The following is a 22826-nucleotide window of genomic DNA, read 5'->3' as shown; positions in this document are numbered from 1 at the left end:
CAACGGGGCCTGAGCGTCTGTTCTATAAGATGTATAGCAGATAGAGTTGGGACGTGTACCTAGTGCTCGACCTCGACAGCGAGGTGCCGATCTATCAGCAGATCCGGGACCGGGTGGTGGAAGCCATCGCGGAAGGGGCGTTGGCGCCCGGTGCCGGACTTCCTTCCACCCGACAGCTGGCCGTCGATCTGGCGATCAACTTCCACACCGTCAACAAGGCCTATGACCTGCTGCGACGCGAAGGGTTCATCCGCATCAACCGCAAGAGCGGTGCGGCGGTCCGGCCGGACGTCAAGCAGCCGTCGGACGAGCTGCGGGCCGGCGTCGACTGGGAGGCACGCATGCGCACCCTCCTCGCCGAGCTGGATGTGCGAGGGATCGCGAAGGCGGAGGTGATGAGTCATGTCGCGGCGGTTCTGGACCGCTTCCCCGGGAGGGAGGACGAAAGGCCCTGACCCGCGGGGCCGGGCGGGGTGGCCGGGCCCGGGAGGGCGCGGCGACCGGTGCCGCGGCGCGGCATTCCCCCGAGAACGACTCACGCAACGAGACCCCGGTACGCCGTGCCGTGTGCCGGTGCGGCGTCCCGCCCCGCCGGGGGCGGCGACAAGAACGGACAGGTGAACATCTTGCTGGTCGACGCAGCTCTCAACTTCGGCATGCTCGCGGTGCTGAGCGCCGTGCTGTACGCCGCCCCCAGCCCGCTCCTCAACCCCTCCGCCGTTCCCTTCGGCGTCCGCGTACCGCCGGACAAGGCGCGCGCCGCCGCCGTCGAGGAACAGCGCGGCCGCTACCGCGGTGCGGTGCTCGTCGCCGCGGCCGTCGTCACCGTGTCCGCCTCGGCGCTGGGAGCCGCGCTCGGCACCCTCACCGCCGGAGCCGTCGGTTCGCTGCTGCTCTGCGCCCTCGCCGCCGCTCTGTGGGTACGTGCCCATCGGGGCATCGCCCGCGCGAAGGCGGAGGGCGGATGGTACGAACAGGCCCGGCAGGGCGCGGTGATGGACACGTCCCTGCGTACCGACCCGGTCCGCTTCCCCTGGGGCTGGACCGTCCCCGCGCTGGTCGTGATCGCCGTCAGCGTCGCCGCGGGCGCCGTCGTCTACCCCGGCCTGCCCGAGCGCATCGCCATGCCCGAACGCTCCCTCGGCGGCACCGCCTACCGCACCTACCCGACCAGTGTGTGGACCACCTTCGGCCTCGTCCTCGGCCAGGTCGTCCTCACCCTGATCATGGCCGCCACCGTCGCCGGCCTGCTCCGCGCCCGCGCCGACCTGGATGTGGCACGCCCCGTGGCCGGCGCCGCGCGTTACCGCCGATATCTCACGGTCACGGCCCGCTCCATGATGGGCATCGCCGCCCTGATGAATCTCATGCTGCTCGGGCTGTCCGCGCTGATGTGGAGCGACACCCGCTCCACGGCCATGACCCTGGCCGCCGCCGGTGTGCCGCTCCTTGCGGTCCTCGCCGTGACCGCCTGGCTCGTCCTGCGCGTCGGGCCCTCCGGCAGCCGGCTGCCGGAGACCGCGGACGAGGAGAACACCGGACTGGTCCCGCGCGACGACGACCGCTTCTGGCACGGCGCCGGCACGGTCTACGTCAATGCCGACGACCCCGCGGTCCTGGTGCCCAAGCGGGTCGGCATCGGCTGGACGGTCAACTTCGGCAACCCGCGGTCCCTCGTCGTCGCGGCCCTGGTCCTCGCCGTCGCGGTGGGATCGGCCGTCGTCCCGGCCGTCCGGTGACACCGGGGCGGCCGGGGCGCGGGCAGGTGCCGACGCGGGTGGCGGTGATCAGTCCTCGGACTCGTCCCCGGAGTTCTCCGGCCGCAGCAGCGGATGGGCGACACCCGGGAACACCCGGGCCTGCACGACCGGCTCCGCGGAGCCGCCACGGACCACGGTCCCGGCGACACCCCACGGCCGGCCGGGCAGCACGACGGTCAGGACGTACGAGGACGCGCAGCCCATGCAGTCGTAACGGTCGGCCCAGGTCTCCACGTCCGTGACACTGCCGGGGTAGCGCGCCACGTGGCGGTGGAGCGCGTGGCAGCGCTCGCACCGCTCGCCGGGCTCGCACGTGCCGCCGCAGGGGCACGGGACGTCGAGCGTGCCGGCGGGGCGCCAGCGCTGGGTGAGGACGGCCTCACGGGTGGCGCCCATGTCCTTCATGGCCTTCAGATTGCGGGCGGCGACGTTGTACGACTCGCCGGTCGCGGCCATCCGGTCCCGGATGACGTCCTTGCGTCCGCGGTTCGTCGTCATCTGCTCCTCCTGGGGGTGTCACGCAGCCCGCCGGGAGCGCACGAGGCCGATGGGGCACATCGACATGTGACACGGTACCGGTCACCCAGGACGGGCCACGACCTCCGTGGCCCGCGCGCGGACGCCGGGGCGCCGCTCATGGCCGCCAGGAGGCGCCGCCCGCGACCGCCGCGGGCGCAGGGGTGCCGCTCACGACCGCCGCACCCGGGCCGCCAGGCGGTTGCCGAGCCGCCGGCGGAAGCCGCCCGGCCGGTTCCATGTCCGGAACGCCTCCGCCGTGCGGCTGCTGCCCGCCCGCTCGGCGGCCTCCTCCACCGCCGCCACCTCACCGGCGGACAGGCCGCGCACCACCGGACGCAGCACCTCCTCCAGCAGCGCCGCCCGGGTCTCGCCCCAGGCGCGGCCCGCGTGCGGGTGGGAGCTCCAGACGGTGAAGCAGTCGGCGACATAGGACGGGTCGGAGCGCAGCCGGGCGAGCACCGCGTCCTGCCGGGCGGCGGCGCCGTAGGCCGCGATGAGGTCCGGGTCGTCGCTGTGGACGAACGCGTACAGCTCCGCCTCCGGCCGGTCCGGGTCGAGCAGCCGCCCGGCCAGGGCGCCGAACGCCTGCTCGCGCACGCCCGGTTCCACCGGCTCGGCCCCGGCCCGCAGCTTCCGGGCCTGTTCCGCCCAGCCGGGCTCCGCCGCCCCCGAGCGGACGTCCCGCGCGAACTCCAGGAGGAGCAGCGCGCCGCGCGCCCGCGCGTCGATCTCCTGCGGGAAGCCGCGCAACAGATCATGGGCGAGCTCGGGGGCCTCCGTGTCGTCGGCGGGGGCACCGAGCGCCGCCGCCACGAGCCAGGCCCACGTGCCGGCCGTGCGGTGCGCGTCGGAGGTGCTCCCGGCCAGCAGCAGCCGCGCCTCGCCCGCGGTGGGAGCGGAGTCACCCCAGACGAGACCCACCGCCGTGCGCAGCACCAACGGTTCGGTGAAAGGTGACATTCCACTGGCGCGCAGCACCGTGTTCAGCACCTTCACCCGGTCCTCGCCGCCGCCCGCCCTGGCATCCGGCGCCGCCGCGCACATCCGCAGATGCGGCAGGGCCTGCGCCCCGGTGAACGGCAGCGCGACCTCGGCCAGCAGCCGCTCCGCCGCCGACGGGTCCTGCGGGGCGATCCGGTCGAGCTCACCGAGCAGCGCCGTACGGACATCGAACTGCTCGTCCAGCAGACCGAGCAGCACCGCGCCGCAGTCGGCAGCCCCTTCGTCCAGCAGGGACCGGGCCATCCGGCCCACGACGTCGGGGAGCAGTTCCGCACAGTCCACATCGAGCAGCCGCGCGATCCGCAGCAACTGCACGGCACGCCCCACACTCCGCCCGTCAGCGGCGCCCGTGTGAGGCGTACCGATGGCGAGCTCGGCACGGAGGTCGTCGCCCAGAGCCGTGACGAGTGCGGCGGCGGAACGCTCTCCGGCCGGTCCGGTGAAGACCGAGCGCGCGGGCGGTTCGAGTGCGACATCGCCGCCGTGTACCGCCTCCGTCACCAGCAGGGCGCCCAGCGAGGCGGTCGCGGCACCGGCGGACCGCCCGTCGAGTGCGGTCAGCAGCCTGGCCACGCAGGACAGTTCGGCGCTGGTGCGGTCGAGATCGGGGGCGGTCAGGGCGTCGGTCAGCTGCTGCGTCCGTACCTCGTCCAGCGCGTACGGCCGCTCGGCGGCCCAGTTCGCGGCCGCGGCACGCCCGTCGGGACCGAGGGGCACGCCCGCGCAGAGTGCCGTCACGGCGAGCGGCCCCGCGGCGAAGGGCTCACCGGGCAGCTCCGCCGCCGCGCGGAACAGCTCCGGGGCCCGGTTGCGCCAGATCCGGGCGCAGGTCTCGGCCCAGGCATCGCCCACCGTCGCCCCGGGACGCGCCCCGGTGCAGTCGCGCACCAGGAGTCCGCCGTCCGGGCCGGTCGGTCCGGGGGCGTCCTCGGGCAGCACTCCGACGATCCGGTGCGGGGACTCGGAAGGGCGGCGGGTGTAGGTGGTGAAGGTCAGCCGCTGGGCGGTCTCCGGCGGCAGCACGGCCCCGGCCAGGGCGATCCACCGGGCCACATCGGCACACTGCCGCTCCACCAGAACGAGCCGCGAAGCCGTCGGCTCGTCGCACACCCGGCGCAGATCGGCGAAGACCGCCGCCAGCCAGGGGCTCCGGGAGACCGCGAAGTCGTTGAGCGCCTCGGGGCCGAAGGCGGCGGAGGCGGGCAGGGCGGCCAGGGGGCCGGGGGCGGAGCCGTCCGGCGCGGTGGCCGCCCAGCTCGGCGACCGCCAGGCCGTGATCGGCAGGGCGTCGCCCGGCAGCCGGGTACCGGCCGGAAGGTGCACCGCGTGCGCGTGGAAACCGCCGGCGCCGGGGCCGCCCAGCGCCACCGTGCGGCTCAGCAGATGGCTGCCGTCGGACAGGGCGCTGAAGCTGAACGCCTCGGGAAACGACCGGAGTTCATCGGTGGTGGGGTGGTACGGGGCTCCGGCGGGCGGTTCGTACCCGAGGAGTTGCCCGGCCTCCGCCAGCACCGGCGTGGGTATGCCGGCGCCGACCGCCGTGAACCGTGCGCCACCCCCGTCGTCCCCCGCGGTGGCAGAGGTGTAGTGCAACTGCGCGAGGCTCATGCGTCGGCCCTCTTCGTCCTTGCCGCGAACGTCCCCGTACCGTCAGCACGCTCGCTCCGCGGACCGCCCGTCGAGGGCAGGCCGTCCGGGGCGCAGCGACGACCCCGGCGGGGAGCGGTCCGCAATCGCGGGAGCGACGCTATCAAGGCACACCGCCCCGCACGCACCCCTGCCGGAAGGTCGTCCGGCCTTCGTTCCGGCCATGCCGGGATCGCGGGGACGGCGCGCGGCGGGCCCCGTTCGATGCGCCTTCCTCACCCCAATGGCCCACGCACCCTCCGGCCCTCCGGTCGTTGAGCGTCATCGGATCGCTCAATCCCCCGAGGGCACAGTGCTTTGGGTCCAAGGGTCCCTCTGTGTACAGGAGTTACTCCGTTGAATCTCAAAACTCTCCCCGCGGCAGCCGCCGTTCTGGCAGGGGCCGCTCTGGCCGGTTCGAGCGCGGCCGGCGCGGTGCCCGGCACGGTCTCCGGCGACGGTGGCAACCGCATCGGCACCCTGCGCGTCGACGGCGACGCCTATGTGAAGGAGGGCGGTCTCAGCGCCTCGTGGGTCAAGGAGTCCGGGGACGTCAAGCAGATCGCCCTGTCCGGCAACCGCATCGGTGTCGTCACGGGTGACGGTGTCGCGTGGGTGAAGGAGGGCGGCCTCAGCGCCACGTGGGTGAAGGAGGCCACGGACGTCAAGCAGATCGCCCTGTCCGGAAAGCGCATCGGCGTCCTGAAGGACAACGGTGACGCCTATGTGAAGGAGGGCGGTCTCAGCGCCACGTGGGTCAAGGAGTCCAACAAGGTCAAGGAGATCGAACTCTCGGGCAACCGCATCGGTGTCGTCACGGGTGACGGTGTCGCGTGGGTGAAGGAAGGCGGCCTCAGCGCCTCCTGGATCCGGGAGTCCGACAACGCCATCGGCATCGACCTGGCCGGAAACCGTATCGGCGTCCTCGTCGGCAACGGTGTCGCATGGGTGAAGGAGGGCGACCTCAGCGCCTCCTGGGTCCGCGAGGCCGACGACGTCATCCAGCTCGAACTCTCCGGCAACCGCATCGGTGTCCTCAAGGACGACGGCAAGGCGTATGTGAAGGAGGGCGGCCTCAGCGCGACCTGGGTCCACGAGTACGACCAGGCCATCCAGATCGCTCTCTCCGGCAACCGCATCGGCGTGCTCAAGGGCGACGGCGACGCACACGTCAAGGAGGGCGGCCTGAGCGCGACGTGGGTCCGGGAGGCCGACAACGTCACGGAGCTGGCGCTCTCCTGAACCGCCGTCCGGCGTACACCTCGTGAGGTCCGCCGCGCCGCACACCGGTGCCGACTTCGGTGTGCGGCGCGGTGCCGCTCGGGTGCGTGCGCACCGCCGGGCCGGAAAAAACGCTGGTCAAATCGTGTGGCGCTTCAGTAGAAAGGCGTCATGAGTGCTCTCTCCGCCCCTGCCGCGCGCCCCGTCCCCGCCGACCGCAAGACCTTCATCCGTACCGAGTTCGACCTGGGGGACGCGGTGCTGCGCCCCTGGAGCCTGGCCGACGCCGGTTCGCAGACCCTGCTGGACGCGCTGGTGGCCGCCGCGGCCGATCCGGCGATCGCCCTCTGGAACCCCCTGGCGACGACCGACCGGGACGCCGCCCGCGCCTGGGTGGAGGCGCGTGACGGCGGGTGGGAACGCGGTGCGGTCGCCGCCTTCGCCGTACGGGACGCCGCCGACGACACGGTGCTCGGTGGCGTCTCCCTGCGCTGGGTCGACCGCGAGGACGGGCTGGCGATGGTCGGCTACTGGCTGCTGCCCGCGGCCCGTGGGCGGGGCCTCGTGACCAGGGCGGTCGCGGCGATCACGGACTGGGGCTTCGACACCGCCGACGCCCGTCGCATCGAGATCGCCCACGCCGTCGGCAACCCTGCGTCCTGTGGGGTGGCCGACCGCTGCGGCTACCTCCCCGAGGGCGTCCTGCGTGACTCCCACCGCTTCGGCGACGGCGAGTACCACGACGAGCACCTGCACGCCCGCCTCGCCAACGACCCGAAGCCCGAAGGGCTCTGACGGAACAACAAATCCTGCCGGAACCGGCCGCCCCCTTCCGGCCGGTCCTGCGGACCGAGGACGACGCCGGGGACCGCACCCGTGCCCTGCGCACCACCGACCGGCCGGCCGCCGACGCGAAGGTGCCGGTCGTCGTCGGCCCCACCGAGGACGTCGCCGCCGCATCCGTCGTCGACCGCTACGAGAGGACCGGCCTCGCCCAGGTCCTCGTCGCGGCCCGGTCCACCAGCGCCGCTTCCTGGGGCCCTACGCGAAGGTGTGAGCCGGACGACACGGTGTGGGCCCCACGGGGGAACCGTACGACGGCATGAAGCGGAGCTGAGGGCGTGCTTAAGAAAACCTCGATGGACCTGTGGCGCGGGGTGCGGCAGATTTCTCCGTGACGGCAGAGGATGGTGCGCGGCGGCCGGTCGACGCGCGCTGCCACGTGTCCCGTCCCTCTCGATCCTCCCCGGGCCGCAGGCTTTCCACAGGCATGCCCCCGGCCCGGGGTACTCAACGCCGCACCAGCACAGGGAGCCACCGCCGTGAAGGCACTCGTCAAGCAGAAGGCCGAGCCGGGACTCTGGCTGATGGACGTGCCGGAGCCGGAGATCGGCCCCACGGACGTACTGATCAAGGTCCTCCGTACCGGCATCTGCGGCACCGATCTGCACATCCGCAACTACGACGGCTGGGCTCAGCAGGCCGTACGCACCCCTCTCGTCCTCGGGCACGAGTTCGTCGGCGAGGTCGCGGAGACCGGCGCCGACGTCGTGGACATCAACGTCGGCGACCTGGTCAGCGGCGAGGGCCACCTGGTGTGCGGCAAGTGCCGCAACTGCCTGGCCGGCCGCCGCCACCTGTGCCGCTCCACGCTCGGGCTCGGCGTCGGCCGGGACGGGGCGTTCGCCGAGTACGTCGCCCTGCCCGCGTCCAACGTCTGGGTGCACCGGGTCCCCGTCGACCTCGACGTCGCCGCGATCTTCGACCCGTTCGGCAACGCCGTGCACACCGCGCTGTCGTTCCCGCTGGTCGGTGAGGACGTACTGATCACCGGCGCCGGCCCCATCGGCATCATGGCCGCGGCCGTCGCCAAGCACGCGGGCGCCCGCAACGTCGTCATCACCGATGTCAGCGAGGCCCGCCTCGAACTGGCCCGGAAGGTCGGCGTCAGCCTCGCCCTGAACGTCGGCGAGGAGACCATCAGCGAGGGCCAGAAGCGCCTCGGACTGCGTGAGGGCTTCGATGTCGGCCTGGAGATGTCCGGCCGGCCCGAGGCGATGCGTGACATGATCGCGAACATGACGCACGGCGGCCGGATCGCCATGCTCGGACTGCCGTCCGAGGAGTTCGCCGTCGACTGGGCCCGCATCGTCACCTCGATGATCACCGTCAAGGGCATCTACGGCCGTGAGATGTACGAGACCTGGTACGCCATGTCCGTGCTGCTGGAGGGCGGCCTCGACCTCGCCCCCGTGATCACCGGCCGGTACGGCTACCGCGACTTCGAAGCGGCCTTCGACGACGCGGCGAGCGGCCGCGGCGGCAAGGTCATCCTCGACTGGACCTCCTGACCCGACGCCTCCGCGGACGACGCCTCCGCAGAACGCGTCCGCAGCCGACGCCCGACGACGACGCCACCGTAGACAGCTGGGAGACCCCCCTCATGTTCGACTCCGTACGCGACGACATGCGCACCACCCTCGAAGAGATCGAGGCCGCCGGACTGCACAAGCCCGAGCGCGTGATCGGCACCCCGCAGTCCGCGTCGGTCGCCGTCACCGCGGGCGGCCGCCCCGGTGAGGTGCTCAACTTCTGCGCCAACAACTACCTGGGCCTCGCCGACCACCCCGAGGTGATCGCCGCCGCCCACGAGGCGCTGGACCGCTGGGGCTACGGCATGGCCTCGGTCCGCTTCATCTGCGGCACCCAGGAGGTCCACAAGGAACTGGAGCAGCGGCTCTCCACGTTCCTCGGCCAGGAGGACACGATCCTCTACTCCTCCTGCTTCGACGCCAACGGCGGCGTCTTCGAGACCGTCCTCGGACCCGAGGACGCGGTCATCTCCGACGCCCTCAACCACGCCTCCATCATCGACGGCATCCGCCTCTCCAAGGCCAAGCGGTTCCGCTACGCCAACCGCGACATGGACGACCTGGAGAAGCAGCTCAAGGAGGCGTCCGGCGCCCGGCGCAGGCTCGTCGTCACCGACGGCGTCTTCTCCATGGACGGCTACGTCGCGCCGCTGCGCGAGATCTGCGACCTGGCCGAGCGCTACGACGCCATGGTCATGGTCGACGACTCGCACGCCGTCGGCTTCGTCGGCCCCGGCGGCCGCGGCACGCCGGAGCTGCACGAGGTGATGGACCGGGTCGACATCATCACCGGCACCCTCGGCAAGGCGCTCGGCGGCGCGTCCGGCGGCTATGTCGCGGCCCGCGCCGAGATCGTCGCGCTGCTGCGCCAGCGCTCCCGCCCGTACCTCTTCTCCAACTCCCTCGCCCCGGTCATCGCGGCCGCCTCGCTCAAGGTCCTCGACCTGCTGGAGGCCGCCGGCGACCTGCGCGAGCAGCTCGACGCCAACACCGCGCTCTTCCGTACCAGGATGACCGAGGAGGGCTTCGACATCCTGCCCGGCGACCACGCCATCGCCCCCGTCATGATCGGGGACGCGGCGAAGGCGGGCCGGATGGCGGAGCTCCTCCTGGAGCGCGGTGTGTACGTGATCGGCTTCTCCTACCCGGTCGTCCCCCAGGGCGCGGCCCGGATCCGCGTCCAGCTCTCCGCCGCGCACTCCACGGCGGACGTGAACCGCGCCGTGGACGCGTTCGTGGACGCGCGGGCCGCACTGGGGGAGTAGCGCCCGGCCGCCCCTGCCGAAGGGCTCACCCGGGAGCCCCGCCCGCAAGGCGGGGTTCCCTCCGTGACCTGGGACAATGGGGCACATGATCGATTCACGGCGGCTGCGCATCCTCCGTGCGGTGGCCGACCACCGCACGGTGACCGCCGCAGCCGCCGCGCTGTATCTCACCCCCTCCGCGGTCTCCCAGCAGCTCGCCGCGCTGGAGCAGGAGACCGGGCACCGGCTCGTCGAACGGGGCGCGCGCGGCGCCCGGCTCACCCCCGCCGGGGAGATCCTGCTGACCCACACCAACGCGGTGCTGGCACAGCTGGAACGGGCCGAGGCCGAGCTCGCCGCCTACGGCGCGGGGGACGCGGGTACGGTCACCGTCGCCGCGTTCGCCACCGGCATCGGCCTGGTCCTCGCCCCCGCGATCGCCGAACTGACGCGTACCGCGCCCGGCATCCTGGTCCGGGTCCAGGACGCCGAGGGCGATGCGAGCGTGCCGATGGTGCTCGACCGGCAGGTCGATGTGGCGGTCGCCGTCGAGTACCGGGGCGCCCCGGGCGAGGACGATCTGCGGCTGACCCGGGTGCCGCTGTACTCCGAGCCGTTCGACGCGGTGCTGCCGGTCGGGCACCGGCTGGCCGGCCGGGCACAGGTGGCCATCGCGGACCTGGAGAAGGACGCGTGGATCGGTCCGTACCCCGGCAACCCCTGTCATGACGTGGTGGTCCTGTCCTGCGAGTTCGCGGGCTTCCAGCCGAGGCTGGAGCACTCCTCGGACGACTTCCGCGCGGTGGTCGCGCTGGCCGGGGCGGGCGCCGGGGTGGCGCTGGTGCCGCGGTCGGCGCTGCGCGGGATGGAGCTGGCGGGGGTGGTGGTGCGGCCGGTGGAGGGCAGTGCGCCGTACCGCCGTGTCTTCGCCGCGGTACGGCAGGGGGCGGAGGGGCATCCGCTGATCGCCCCGGTGCTCGACGCGCTGGCCGCGGCGGCGGCCCGGGAGGGGGCGCTGCCCCTGCCCGCGTCACCGTGACACGCCGCCCCGTGGCCGCCGGACGGGGCCGGGGCGAGCGTGCTCACGTCCGGCGCCCGAGGACGGACCGGCCGCCGGACGACCCGGGCCACAGCGACCCCGCACCCGCCGCGACCGTCACGGCCAGGGCGAGCACCCCGTACCGCACCGGCGGCAGATACGGCACCGAACCGGTCGCCGACAGCGCGAACGCCACCAGCGGGACCGCCGCGACCAGCGTGCCGATCCCCAGCCCGGCCACCGCCACCAGCCCCGTCTCCAGCACCAGCATCCGCCGCAGCTGGCGGCGGCCGGCCCCGACCATCCGCAGCAGCCGGAACTCGGCGCGGCGGCCCACCGTGATCAGGGACAGCGTGCTGACCACGGAGAGCAGCGCGAAGCCACCGATCACGCCGACGCCGATGACGACCATCGCGTTGTCCTGGTCCGAGGACGTCGGTGCGATCCGTACGTCGTCGGCCGTCGCGGGCCGGACCCGCACGCCCTCGTACGGGGCGAGCGCACGCCGTACCGAAGCGGCGGCGGTGGCGGCGGCCGTGCCGTCCGACGAGCGGATCAGGATCCGCTGGTCGCGAAGGGCCGGGACGTGCCCCGCCAGCGCCTCGTGCGGCAGCATGAACTCACCGAGCCCCAGCGCGCGTTCGTAGACCGCCACCACCCGGAGCCGTACCTCGGTGCCGTCGCCGAGACGGAGCGCGACCCTGTCGCCGGGGCCGACACCGAGATCGTCGGCCCGGTCCTTGCCGACCGCCACCGTGCGCCGACCGGTGAGGCCGGCCAGATCGCCCGCGGTGACCCGTGGATCGAGCGTGCCGGCCAGCTGGTTTGCCGTCACACCCAGCACCGGGAACCGGTCGAGCTTCGGATCGCCCATCTCCCGGTGGGCGAGGACGACGCCGGAGCGCAGCACACCGGTCGCCGCCGCCACCCCCGGTGCCTCGCGCACGGCCCGAGCCGCACCGGCCGGCAGTCCGGCGGCCGGACCCGTCACCACCAGGTCGGCCCGCAGCGCGGCGGCGGCCTGCCGGCCGGCCGCCCGCTCCAGCGTCGACGCCGCCGCCAGCTGTACGCAGACGAACGCGACGACCAGCACGATCGGTGTGATCGCCGCACCGAGGCGCCGGTTGTGCGCGGCGGCGGACCTGGCGGCCAGGAAGCCGGAGACCCCACCGGCACGCCGCACCGGAGTGCCGAGGACCCGCATCGCCACCCGGGCGATCCACGGACCGAGCAGTGCCACGGCGATGATCAGGGAGGTCGCCGCACCCGAAGCGGCCACCGCGGCGGCCTGCCCGCCCTGCGCCGTCGCCGCACCGGCCGCGCTCACGCCCGCCAGGGCCAGCACCGCCCCGCAGACCGTGCGCACCCGGCCCGGTTCGCCCGGCTCCGGCGCACCGGCTGCGCCCAGAGCGGCGGCGGGCCGCAGCCCGGTGATGGACCTGGCGGCGAGGACCGACACCGGACGGGCGGCGAGCGTGACGAGGGCCGCGGCCGCGGCCGCCGCGGCGAACGGCAGCCACACCGGTACCGGCAGCGGCAGCGGGTCCGTCGTCAGGAGCGACCGCATCAGCAGCCCCAGCGGTACGGCCCCGACCCCGCCCAGCACCGCCGCGGCACCGGCCACCCGGCTCACCTCACGGCCGACGGCCGACCTGAGCTGCCGGGGCGTCGCCCCGACGGCACGCAGCAGCGCCAGTTCACCGGAGCGCTGGTGGACCGCCTGGGAGAGAGTGGTGGCGATCACCAGGAGCGCCACCATGAAGACCGTGCCCGTGATGGAGGCGAGCAGCGGCAGCAGCTCGCCCCGGGCGCCGAGCGCGTCCGGGTACTCGGCCTGCCCGCGCTCCGGGCCGGTGAGCACCCGGATCGCACGGTCGCCACGGGCGCGGTCGGGCATCGCGTCCTCCAGCGACGCCCTCAGCGCACCGACGGAGACGCCCGGCTCGGCGAAGACGCCCACCGCGTCGACCGTGCCGGGGTGCCCGGCCAGGGCGGTGAGGTGCTCCTCGGTGAGGAAGACGGCGGGGGAACCGCTCCGGTGCCCGGTGCCGGCGACCCCGCTGACGGTGTACGGCCGGGGAGTCCCGTCGGCCTGCAAGGTCACATGGTCGCCGGTCCTGCTCCCGGTGGCCGCCGCCAGCGCGCCGTCGATGACCACCTCGGCGGCGGTCCTCGGAGCGCGCCCCTCCGTCAGCCGGTACGGGGTGAGCGCGGCAGCCGCCCAGGAACGGCCGGAGCCCGAAGCCGTGCCGGCCTCACCGCCCACGGTCACCGGCACCGAATCGTCCGCGACGGCCTTCGCGACGCCGTGCGCGGCGGCCGCCCTCGCCACCACGGAGCGGTCGAGCCGCACCCGTTCCGGCAGATACGCCGTCGCGGTCTGCGGCTCGCTGCCCCACGGCTTCGCCGTGTACGTCACCCGCTGATCGGCCGCCACCACCGCACCGGCCTGCGCGTACCGCTCCACCGGCGGCTGCGCCAGCAGCAGCGAGCCCACGACGAGGGCGAAGGCGCCGATCAGCGCGGCTGCTGCCGTCATCGCCACGAACACCGCGCCCCAGGCCCGGCGATGGGCCTTCAGCGACCGCCGGGCGAGGAACGCCGACGCCCGCCGGACGCCGCTCCGCACATCCGGCCCGCTCCGCACATCCGGCCGGGACCGGGCCACCCCGTCGTCGCTCCTGCTTCTGCTCCCCTTGCTCATCGCAGTCGGCCGCCGTCCATCGTCAGTACGGTGTCCGCCCAGCTCGCCGCCACCGGATCATGGGTGACCATGACGACCGTACGGCCGTCGACCCGCACCGCGTCCCGCAGCAGACCGAGCACCAGCGCCGCCGACTCCGGGTCCAGGGAGGCGGTCGGCTCGTCCGCGAAGATCACCTCGGGTTCGGTCACCAGCGCCCTTGCCACCGCGACCCGTTGCTGCTGACCGCCGGAGAGTGTCGCCGGGCCCCGCGCGCCGCGGCCCGCCAGGCCGACCCGGGCCAGCAGGTCCCGCCCCCGGGCCAGCACCCGCTCGTCCGCCGGATCGGCGCCCGCCAGTACCAGCGGCAGCACCACGTTCTCCTCGATGCTCAGCGAAGGCACCAGATTGAGGGCGTGCGACTGGAAGACGAAGCCGATCCGGTCCCGCCGCAGCCGGGTCAGCGCGGCCTCCGAGAGCGCACCGAGATCGGTGTCCCCGATCCGTACCGTGCCCGACGACGGACGGTCCAGACCCGCCGCGCACTGGAGGAATGTGCTCTTCCCCGAGCCCGAAGGACCCACCACCGCGGTGAAGCTCCCGGCCGGGACCACGCAACTGACCGCGTCGAGAGCGGTCGTCTCCCGGCCCCGCCGGCCGTGGCGCCGGCTCACCGACTCCAGCCTCAGCGCGGACGACCGCACCGCTGTGATCGTGTCCACTGTTGCCTCCACCTTGCCCTCCCTGCCTTGCCCGGCCCTTCTGACCTGGGTAAACGCTATGAACCCGAGACTGTCCGCACGAGGGTGCGCGGTCCCGGAACGGGGTGCAGCCGGCTCCACCCCGCCTTGGGGGAGGGCCCCACTCCGACGGCGGGCGGACCCCCGTAACGTGATGCGTCATGAGCACCACTCCCGCCCCGCTGACGACCGCCGTCCGGCGCTCGTGGGACGCCTCGCGCTATCTGGCCGTCGGTATCGGGGTCGCCCTGGTCGCCTATGTGGGTACTTTCCTGGTGGTGGTGGCCCTGCTGTTCGCCGCCGTGATCATCGGGTTGCCCGCGCTGCCGGAGGCCGCCAAGGTGCTGCGCCGGTTCGCGGAGTTCGAGCGACGCAGGACGGCGGCGCGGCTCGGCGTCCCGTTCACGCCGACGCGGTACCCGTCGCTGGAGAGCGAAGAACTCTCCGAGCGGGTCCGGCGGGTGCTCGCCGACCCGACGGTCTGGCGCGACGCGCTCTGGCTGCCCCTCCAGGCGCTCATGGGCAATGTCATCGGCTACCTCGCGATGGTGCTGTGGCCGGTCGGGCTCCTGGTGGACGGGGTCGCACTCCCGGTCGTGCATCTGCTGGACCGGCGCGCCGCCGACGAGTACGGGACCTCGTTGCCCGAGCGGCAGGGGTGGGTGCTGCGCTGGCACGGCGTACTCGCAGACCTGTCGGCCGGCTGGACACGCCTGCTGCTCACCTCTTCGCCGTCGGCCGCGCTCGCCGAACGGATCGCCCAGCTGACCGAGAGCCGGGCCGGTGCGGTCGAGGCGCACGGTGCGGAACTGCGTCGCATCGAACGCGATCTGCACGACGGCGCCCAGGCCAGGATCGTCGCCCTGTCGTTGCGCATCGGTCTCGCCAGACAGCTCCTGGACAGCGACCCGGCCGCCGCGCGCATCCGCCTGGACGAGGCACAGGACGGCGCGGAGGCGGCCCTCGCCGAACTGCGGCACGTGGTGCGCGGCATCCATCCGCCGGTGCTGACGGACCGTGGACTGGCGGGCGCGGTAAGGGCGCTGGCAGCCGATGCGGGTGTCCCCGTCACCGCGGAGCTGGACGGCGTCGAGGACGGCCGGCGGCTTCCGGCCGCGATCGAGACCGCCGCCTACTACGTCATCGCCGAGGCGCTCACCAACATCAGCAAACACAGCGGTGCGACAGCCGCGACCGTGACCGTCGACCGTACCCCCGGCACCCTGCGGGTGACCATCAGCGACAATGGGCGCGGCGGCGCGGGCGAACGGCACGGCATCTCGGAGAAGCCCTCCACCGGCGGCGACCGCCCGAGCACCCGGCCCACGCGGGCCACGGACCGGAGTGGGTCCGGCAGCGGGCTGGTCGGCATCAGGCGGCGGATCGCTGCCCTGGACGGAACCACCCGCATCAGCAGCCCCATCGGGGGGCCGACGGACATCGAAGTGGAGCTGCCGTGCGGATCGTGATCGCCGAGGACAACGCGCTGTTGCGGGAGGGCCTGATCCTGCTGCTCAGCAGCTCGGGACACGAGGTGGTGGCCGACGCGGCGACCGGTCCCGAGGTGCTGCCCGCCCTGCTGGAACACCGCCCGGACGCCGCCGTGCTCGATGTGCGGCTCCCGCCCACCTTCCGCGACGAGGGGCTGCGTGCCGCGCTCGCCGCCCGTGCGGAGCTGCCCGAGCTGCCGATCCTGGTGCTCTCGCAGTACGTGGAGGAGACATACGCCGCCGAGCTGCTCGCCCAGGGGGCGCAGGGCATCGGCTATCTCCTGAAGGACCGGATCGGCCGGGTCGACCAGTTCCTCCAGGCGCTGGACCGGGTGGCGGCCGGCGGCACGGCGCTCGACCCCGAGGTCGTGACCCAGCTGTTGACCCGCAAGTCGTCGGCCGGGCCGCTGCGGAGCCTCACCCCGCGCGAGCGCGAAGTGCTGGAACTGATGGCCCAGGGCAAGGCGAACGGCACCATCGCCGCCGAGCTCGTCGTGACGGAACGGGCCGTGAGCAAACACATCGGCTCGATCTTCGCCAAGCTCGGCCTGGAGCCCGACGACGGCACCGTGCACCGGCGGGTGCTGGCGGTGCTGGCCTATCTGGAGGGAAAGGGGACGCGCTGAAGGACCCCGGGCGGCTGGTCGCGGGTGGCCCGGTCCGACGAGGCCGACGCGTGTCCGGTCGAGCGGGGCGGGGCCGGGGTCGACCTCGTCGTACGGCCGGATCCGCTGACCTGGGCCCCGCTGGCGTCGACCGGCCCGGACGGGCAGGATGCTGTGTGCCGTGTCGCGTCGCCAGGAGGTCCCGCATGTCCAGCCAGAGCCGGCCCCTACCCTTCACCGCCGACGACTACCGGGCCCGTATGAAGCGCGCGGCCGACACCGCCGCCGAGGCCGGGCTCGCGGGCGTCCTGGTCGCGCCCGGACCCGATCTCGTGTACCTCACCGGCTACCAGCCCGTGAACACCGAGCGCCTCACCGTCCTCGTCCTCACCGCCGGTCAGGACCCGGTCCTCGTCGTCCCGACGCTGGAGGCCCCCGACGCCGAGAAGGCCGTCGGCGCCCCGGCACTCACCCTGCGGGACTGGACCGACGGCAAGGACCCCTACGCCGTCACCGCACCGCTGCTCGAAGACGCGGGCCGCTTCGGGATCAGCGACAACGCCTGGGCGATGCATCTGCTCGGGCTCCAGCGCACACTGCCCGGCACCTCGTACGTCTCCCTCACCGAGGCGCTGCCGATGCTGCGCGCGGTGAAGGACGCCCATGAGCTGGAGCGGCTCGCGGCCGCCGGAGCCGCCGCCGACGCCACGTACGAGGAGATCCTCAAGGTGCGCTTCTCCGGCCGCAAGGAGACCGATATCGCCGCCGAACTGGCCGATCTGCTGAGGCGGTTCGGGCATTCCCAGGTCGACTTCACGGTCGTCGGCTCCGGCCCCAACGGCGCCAATCCGCACCACGAGGCCGGTGACCGCACCATCGGGCGGGGCGACATGGTCGTACTCGACTTCGGCGGCCTCAAGCACGGCTACGGCTCGGACACCTCCCGTACGGTCCACGTCGGCGAACCCACCGCCGAGGAGCAGCGGGTCCACGACATCGTGCGGCAGGCGCAGGAGGCGGGCTGCGACGCGGTCCGGCCGGGCGTCGCCTGCCAGGAGATCGACCGTGCGGCCCGCGCCGTCATCACCGAGTTCGGCTACGGCGAACGCTTCATCCACCGCACCGGCCACGGCATCGGCGTCACCACCCACGAACCGCCCTACATGATCGAGGGCGAGGAGCAGCCGCTGGTGCCCGGGATGTGCTTCTCCGTGGAGCCGGGGATCTATCTGCCCGGCCGGTTCGGCGTGCGGATCGAGGACATCGTGACCGTGACCGAGGACGGCGGCCGGCGCCTCAACAGCACCGCGCGCGAGCTGGCGATCGTCGAGTAGCCGGACACGCGGCGGGCGCGGGGCGGGCGCGAGGTGCCTCCCGCCCGCCCGGCTCCTCAGCCGTCGGCCAGCACCACGCAGGACTCCGGCGGCAGGCGCAGCAGCCCGTCGCCGCCCGGGACATCCACCGGCTCCCACGCCGCCACCACCCGGTCCCCGCCGCCCCGGCCCCGGCCGCCGCCCAGCGCGATCGTGGCCGGCTTCTCGCCGAGATTGACCGCGATACGCAGATCACCCCTGCGGTAGGCCAGCCAGCGCGCCTGCTCGTCGTGGGCGGTGCGCACCGACGCCAGGTCCGGGTCGCGCAGGTCGGGCAGTGCGCGGCGCAGTGCGATCAGTTCGCGGTACCAGGCGAGCAGGCGGGCGTGCGGCTGCCGGGAGGGCTCGCTCCAGTCCAGACAGGAGCGGTTCCGGGTGGCCGGGTCCTGCGGGTCGGGAATGTCGTCCGCCACCCAGCCGTGCGCCGCGAACTCCCGCCGCCGGCCGCTGCGCACCGCCTCGGCGAGCTCCGGATCGGTGTGGTCGGTGAAGAACTGCCAGGGGGTGCGCGCGCCCCACTCCTCGCCCATGAACAGCATCGGTGTGAAGGGCCCTGTCAGGACGAGGGCCGCGGCACAGGCCAGCAGGCCGGGGGAGAGCGTGGCGGAGAGCCGGTCGCCCTGGGCCCGGTTGCCGATCTGGTCGTGGGTCTGGGCGTAGCCGACGAACCGGTGGGCGGGCGTGCGGGCGATGTCGACGGGGCGGCCGTGGGTACGGCCCCGGAAGCCGGAGTACGTGCCGTTGTGGAAGAACGCGCTCGTCACGGTCTTGGCGAGGGCGGCCAGCGGCGCCTCGGCGAAGTCCGCGTAGTAGCCCTGGGACTCCCCGGTGAGCGCGGTGTGCAGGGCGTGGTGGAAGTCGTCGTTCCACTGGGCGTGCAGACCGATGCCGCCCGATTCGCGGGGGGCCGTGGTCCGCGGGTCGCAGAGGTCGGACTCGGCGATCAGCGGGAGCGGACGGCCCAGTTCCGCCGCGAGCGCGTCGGCCGCCGTGGACAGCTCCTCCAGGAAGGTCAGCGCCCGCCCGTCGGCCAGGGCGTGGACCGCGTCGAGCCGCAGCCCGTCGAGCCGGTAGTCCCGCAGCCAGGCGAGCGCGCTGCCCAGCAGGAACGCCCGCACCTCGTCCGAACCGGGGGCGTCGAGATTGACCGCCGCGCCCCACGGCGTGTGGTGGGCCTCGGTGAAGTACGGGCCGAAGGCCGGGAGGTGGTTCCCGGACGGGCCGAGGTGGTTGTGGACCACGTCCAGGAGGACCGCGAGCCCGAGTCCGTGCGCCGTGTCGATGAAGCGTTTGAGCCCGTCCGGCCCGCCGTACGGTTCGTGCACGGCCCAGAGCGACACCCCCTCGTACCCCCACCCGTGGGTACCGGGGAACGGGCAGACCGGCATCAGCGACACATGGGTGACCCCGAGTTCGACGAGATGGCCCAGCCGGGCGGCCGCGGCGTCGAAGGTGCCCTCACCGGTGAACGTGCCGATGTGGAGCTCGTACAGGACGGCGCCCGGAAGCGCCCGGCCGGCCCAGTCGCTGCGCCATTCGAACAACGAGTGGTCGACGACGGCGCTCTCGCCGTCCGGCCCGTCCGGCTGGCGGCGCGAACGCGGATCGGGAAGCACCCGCGGGCCGGCACCGTCTCCTTCGCCGCCGCCCCCGTCCAGGACGAAGCCGTAGCGGTCCCCGTCCGACGCCTCCGCCTCGGCCGTCCACCAGCCGTCCCGCCCGGGATCACGCCCCATCGCCCGCAGCTCACCCGACAGCCGCAGCCCGACCGAGTCCGCATCCGGTGCCCATACCTCGAACAGCATGCAACGCTCCTCGTCTCCTCGCCCCGCGCCCCCATCGTCGGCAGCAGCCGCGGACAGCGGCCCATGACACTGGATCGAGCCCGTTACTGGCGATTAAGGTCTGGTTCTGATCATTGCCCCGTCAGGTTCTGCTCAATACGCACTCCCTCTTACGGCCGTGGAGGCCGAGACGACCGTGCCGTCGTTCCCGCCCGGTTTCCTCCGGGGCGCCTGCGCGTCCGCCTTCCGGACCGAAGGGGCCGCCGACACCGGCAACGTCGAATGGATCGAGGGTGCCGGCAAGCGCTTCGGTCCGGTCCGCATCGACGACGGGACACCGCGCCGGAGGCCCAGGCGCTCGACAGGGGCCGCGCGGCGAGGACGCGACGGTCCCCGCCGAGCAGCAACTCCGCCTGGAACGGCCGACGGAGCTCACCCCCGGACTCACACCAGGTGGATGCGTTCCTGGCTGATGCGATGACCGGCCCGCGCGAACGCGGCCGCCATCGGCACGTTGCCCCGGTCGGTGGCGCCCGCGATGAACCGGGCGCCCTCGGCCGCGAGGAAGTGCGTGCACTCGGCGAGCAGGTCGTACCCGTAGCCGTGACCCCGCTGCTCCGGCACGACACCGATGAAGCCGATGCACGGGCCGCCCGGATTGTGGGCGGGCACCTGGATGCCGGCCAGTTCGCCGTCGGGGGTGTACGCCAGCTGCCACCAGGCGCGCGGCGAGGGGCACCAGCGGAAGAAGTCGAGATCCTCCCGCGCCGCCTGCTCCAGACCGCCGGGGCCCTCGATGGCCCGCCGGGCATGCGCGTCCAGCGTGACGGAGTGGACCCGGCGCAGCACGTCGAGGATCACCTCGTCGTCCGGTTCCGGCCGGAACTCCAGCCGCCCCGGCCGCTCGGGCAGGCCGAACTCCGGTGTCCACTCGTAGCGGTACCGCTCGACCAGCGGCTTCATCCCGGCCGAACGGGCGGCGGAGATCCGGCCCTGCGCGGCGGCCCGGACATCGGGCCGCTCCCGCCAGCCGGCCGGCAGGATCAGTTCGTACTCGGCGTACAGCGGTGCGCGGCGCAGCAGTTCGGCGCCCGCCGCCTCCTCGCCGTCCGCGAAGTCGAACCAGTTGAGCAGCATCGGCTCGCTGTCGTGGGGCCCGGCCCACCAGGCGGCACGGGCCACCACGACACCGTCGCGCAGGGCGATCCAGGTCCACTCGGGGCGGTAGTCGCCGCCGTTGTGCACGGTGGCGTAACGGTGCCCGAACGCGGCGCGGCCGACGAGGTCACGCCCTTGCAGGGTGTGGAAAAGGTGTGCGTCGCTCTCGGTGAGCGCGCGAATGACCAGACCGGTCATGGAACTGTCCTCCGGAAGAAGTGGTGCGCTCCCGGTCAGACCGAAACCGAAACCGCCCGGCGAACGGGACGGGAGCGCGGGAATGAAGTGGTATGTGTACGCACTGTTCTCGCCTCCTTCCTCGGTTCTCGGGCGGAGCAGTCACCGTAACCGGTGGGCCGGTGGGCCGTCCACCGATTCAGTCCCAGACCATGTCGAAAGAGCGCTCGAAGTTCACGTACCCGAGGCGTGCGAAGGAGTTGGCCATCGGTACGTTGCCGAGGTCGGTGGCTGCCCGGATGCGTTCCACGCCGTCCTGAGAGGCCAGCACCCTGGTGCCCTCGGCGAGGATGTCGTCGATGTAGCCGTGGCCGCGTGCGCCGGGCAGTACACCGATGTACGCGATGATCGGGTTGTAGTCGTTGCGTGCCGGGATCACGAATCCGGCCGGCTCACCGTCCGGGAGCTCGGCGATCCGCCACCACTCGCGCGGGGTGCGGTACTTCGCAAGCTCCTCGTCGTAGTGCTTCTCGGCGGCCTCGCGGGCGGTGAGCCCGGACGCCAGGTCGGCCTGCCCGTGGGCGTCGAGGGTGCCCTCCATCACCGGTGTCATCAGCGCGAGGAGATCCTCGCGGCTGCCCACCGGACGGAACCGGAGCCGGCCGCTGTCGGCGGGGACCGCCGTGCCGGCGCGCCACTCCAGACGGAGCCGCTCGACCAGCATCCGCGCACCGGAGCGCTCCATGACCCGGATCCGGGCCTCGACGACCTCGCGGACAGCCGGGTCCTCGCGCCAGTCGGCCGGCACGAATCGGCCGTACTCGGGCCGCGCCGCACCGGCCGGCACGACCGCGGCCGTCGCGGTCTCCAGCAGCTTCAGTCCGGCCTCACCGCGCTCGGGCTCGGGCAGCGTGTCGTCCAGGTCGAAGAAGTCGAGGAGCAGCGGTGCCTCCCCGCCCAGGCTCCACCACGCGATCCGGGCCACCAGGCGTTCGCCGCGCATCGCCACCCACATCCACTCGGGGCGGCGGCGTCCGCTCTCCAGGTCGTCGGCGAGTTCGTGATCGAGGGTGTACGACAGCCGGCGGAAGAGCCCGAGCTCCTGGGGACCGATGAGCGGACGGATGGTCAGTTCCTGTGGTGCGCGGGTCACACAAGCTCCTCTGAGCGCGCGAGAATGCCTTCCGGCGGTGCCGGGCGGCCTGCGGCGGGAGACAGTAGCAATGTCCCCACGGCCGTGCGCGGGGATATCCGCGGCCACGCGGGCCGTGCGGGACGCCGGGCGGAACACGGGCCCGTTCTGGACACTCCGGGGCGGTCGGACCGACAATTGGCCGTGTGACGTCCTCCTTCGAGTCCCACACGTACTCCGTGCGGCTGTCCGACGCCCAGCGCGACCGTGTGCTCGGCGTACTCAGAGACGGTGCGGCACAGGGCAGGCTGTCCCACGACACCTTCATGCGGCGCATGGAGCTGGCCCTCACCGCCCGTCGCTCCGAGGAGCTGGACGCACTCACCGCCGACCTGGAGGGCGAGGGCCGCTGGTCGCGGCGAATACTCCGGGTCGTGGGCGGAGTGTCCGGATTCCCCGGCCGGGTGCGCCGGGTCTGGCAGACCGAGCGGCTCCCCAAGCTCCTGCTCCCCACCCCCAGCCCGTACCCCCTGCTGATCGGCCGCGACCCCGGGAACGGGCTGCGGCTCAACCACGAGACCGTCTCCCGGATGCACGCGGAGCTCACCGTGCGGGGCGGCTGCTGGCTGCTGCGCGACCTCGGCTCGACCAACGGCACCTGCGTCAACGGCCAGCGGGTCACCGGCACGGTCCCGGTCCGCGACGGGGACCAGGTGAGCTTCGGACGGATGAGCTTCCGGCTCTCCGCACCCGTCCTCGGGCCCCCCGAATGAGAGCCCCTCGCCCGGGAGCCGGCCGGTCGTTCCGCCGCCACCCGGACGGCCGTACGCCGGATGCGTGATGCCGCCGCCGGTGGTCCGCTGGGGGAAGCCGCGCCGCACACCGGCGCCCTGACGCCCCG

At 73.4% G+C, this 22826-nt stretch carries 18 protein-coding genes; 11 read left to right on the top strand and 7 right to left on the bottom strand.

Going from position 1 to position 22826, the window contains the following annotated elements; genetic code table 11:
- The first annotated feature begins 53 nt into the window (after positions 1-53).
- Positions 54-455 carry a GntR family transcriptional regulator gene (locus tag IE107_RS13615; protein WP_189544000.1) on the top strand — a complete coding sequence of 134 codons (402 nt, stop codon included), beginning with the start codon at positions 54-56 and terminating at the stop codon, positions 453-455.
- 162 nt (positions 456-617) lie between these two features.
- Complete coding sequence (locus tag IE107_RS13610; protein WP_189543999.1) at positions 618-1739, top strand: DUF1648 domain-containing protein; 1122 nt, start codon at positions 618-620, stop codon at positions 1737-1739.
- A 48-nt stretch (positions 1740-1787) separates the two neighbouring features.
- Here the strand turns inward: IE107_RS13610 and IE107_RS13605 are convergent, their stop codons facing one another.
- On the bottom strand, positions 1788-2258 hold the full coding sequence (locus tag IE107_RS13605; protein ID WP_189543998.1) for a hypothetical protein: 471 nt from the start codon (positions 2256-2258) through the stop codon (positions 1788-1790).
- Between the two features lie 189 nt (positions 2259-2447).
- Positions 2448-4889, bottom strand: coding sequence for a GTPase-associated protein 1-related protein (locus tag IE107_RS13600; protein ID WP_189543997.1), 2442 nt, complete (start codon positions 4887-4889; stop codon positions 2448-2450).
- Between the two features lie 375 nt (positions 4890-5264).
- On the opposite strand from IE107_RS13600, the gene IE107_RS13595 reads away from it, so the two are divergent.
- The 5 genes from IE107_RS13595 to IE107_RS13575 all read left to right on the top strand — a co-directional run bounded on the left by IE107_RS13595 (position 5265) and on the right by IE107_RS13575 (position 10783).
- Positions 5265-6149, top strand: a complete 885-nt coding sequence (locus tag IE107_RS13595) for a peptidase S1 (RefSeq protein ID WP_189543996.1) — start codon at positions 5265-5267, stop codon at positions 6147-6149.
- 150 nt (positions 6150-6299) lie between these two features.
- On the top strand, positions 6300-6923 hold the full coding sequence (locus tag IE107_RS13590; RefSeq protein ID WP_189543995.1) for a GNAT family N-acetyltransferase: 624 nt from the start codon (positions 6300-6302) through the stop codon (positions 6921-6923).
- A 527-nt stretch (positions 6924-7450) separates the two neighbouring features.
- Positions 7451-8479: an L-threonine 3-dehydrogenase gene (gene tdh / locus IE107_RS13585; RefSeq protein WP_189543994.1), complete on the top strand. Its 1029-nt coding sequence runs from the start codon at positions 7451-7453 to the stop codon at positions 8477-8479.
- 92 nt (positions 8480-8571) lie between these two features.
- The gene (locus tag IE107_RS13580; RefSeq protein WP_189543993.1) at positions 8572-9765 is read left to right on the top strand and encodes a glycine C-acetyltransferase; all 1194 of its coding nucleotides are present in this window, start codon (positions 8572-8574) and stop codon (positions 9763-9765) included.
- An 85-nt stretch (positions 9766-9850) separates the two neighbouring features.
- Entirely contained in the window at positions 9851-10783 is a 933-nt protein-coding gene (locus IE107_RS13575) for a LysR family transcriptional regulator (RefSeq protein WP_189543992.1), read from the top strand.
- Between the two features lie 43 nt (positions 10784-10826).
- Here IE107_RS13575 and IE107_RS13570 read toward each other — a convergent pair whose 3' ends face one another.
- Complete coding sequence (locus IE107_RS13570; RefSeq protein ID WP_229866896.1) at positions 10827-13487, bottom strand: ABC transporter permease; 2661 nt, start codon at positions 13485-13487, stop codon at positions 10827-10829.
- Positions 13484-14200 (bottom strand): ABC transporter ATP-binding protein, encoded by a 717-nt coding sequence (locus tag IE107_RS13565; RefSeq protein WP_189543991.1) that lies wholly within the window; start codon positions 14198-14200, stop codon positions 13484-13486. The genes IE107_RS13570 and IE107_RS13565 overlap by 4 nt, the downstream gene beginning before the upstream one ends.
- Positions 14201-14367: 167 nt before the next feature.
- Here IE107_RS13565 and IE107_RS13560 point away from each other — a divergent pair, with 167 nt between their 5' ends.
- From IE107_RS13560 to IE107_RS13550, 3 genes are all read left to right on the top strand, one after another.
- Positions 14368-15675: a sensor histidine kinase gene (locus tag IE107_RS13560; protein WP_189543990.1), complete on the top strand. Its 1308-nt coding sequence runs from the start codon at positions 14368-14370 to the stop codon at positions 15673-15675.
- Complete coding sequence (locus IE107_RS13555; protein ID WP_189543989.1) at positions 15663-16322, top strand: LuxR C-terminal-related transcriptional regulator; 660 nt, start codon at positions 15663-15665, stop codon at positions 16320-16322. Before IE107_RS13560 ends, IE107_RS13555 begins: the two co-directional genes overlap by 13 nt.
- A 185-nt stretch (positions 16323-16507) precedes the next feature.
- On the top strand, positions 16508-17635 hold the full coding sequence (locus tag IE107_RS13550; protein WP_189543988.1) for a M24 family metallopeptidase: 1128 nt from the start codon (positions 16508-16510) through the stop codon (positions 17633-17635).
- Between the two features lie 56 nt (positions 17636-17691).
- On the opposite strand, the gene treZ is transcribed toward IE107_RS13550, so the two are convergent.
- The 3 genes from treZ to IE107_RS13535 all read right to left on the bottom strand — a co-directional run bounded on the left by treZ (position 17692) and on the right by IE107_RS13535 (position 21946).
- Positions 17692-19479 carry a malto-oligosyltrehalose trehalohydrolase gene (gene treZ / locus IE107_RS13545; RefSeq protein WP_189543987.1) on the bottom strand — a complete coding sequence of 596 codons (1788 nt, stop codon included), beginning with the start codon at positions 19477-19479 and terminating at the stop codon, positions 17692-17694.
- Positions 19480-19902: 423 nt separating this feature from the next.
- On the bottom strand, positions 19903-20814 hold the full coding sequence (locus IE107_RS13540) for a GNAT family N-acetyltransferase (protein ID WP_189543986.1): 912 nt from the start codon (positions 20812-20814) through the stop codon (positions 19903-19905).
- Positions 20815-20992: 178 nt separating this feature from the next.
- The gene (locus tag IE107_RS13535) at positions 20993-21946 is read right to left on the bottom strand and encodes a GNAT family N-acetyltransferase (protein WP_189543985.1); all 954 of its coding nucleotides are present in this window, start codon (positions 21944-21946) and stop codon (positions 20993-20995) included.
- Positions 21947-22131: 185 nt separating this feature from the next.
- Between IE107_RS13535 and IE107_RS13530 the strand changes: the two genes are divergently transcribed.
- Positions 22132-22698 (top strand): DUF1707 and FHA domain-containing protein, encoded by a 567-nt coding sequence (locus IE107_RS13530; RefSeq protein ID WP_189543984.1) that lies wholly within the window; start codon positions 22132-22134, stop codon positions 22696-22698.
- Positions 22699-22826 lie beyond the last annotated feature (128 nt).

The organism is Streptomyces gelaticus (assembly GCF_014649535.1).
Classification (GTDB): Bacteria; Actinomycetota; Actinomycetes; order Streptomycetales; family Streptomycetaceae; genus Streptomyces; species Streptomyces gelaticus.
The sequence above is the reverse complement of the archived record's forward strand: the minus strand, read 5'-3'. Positions and strand labels throughout refer to the sequence as shown.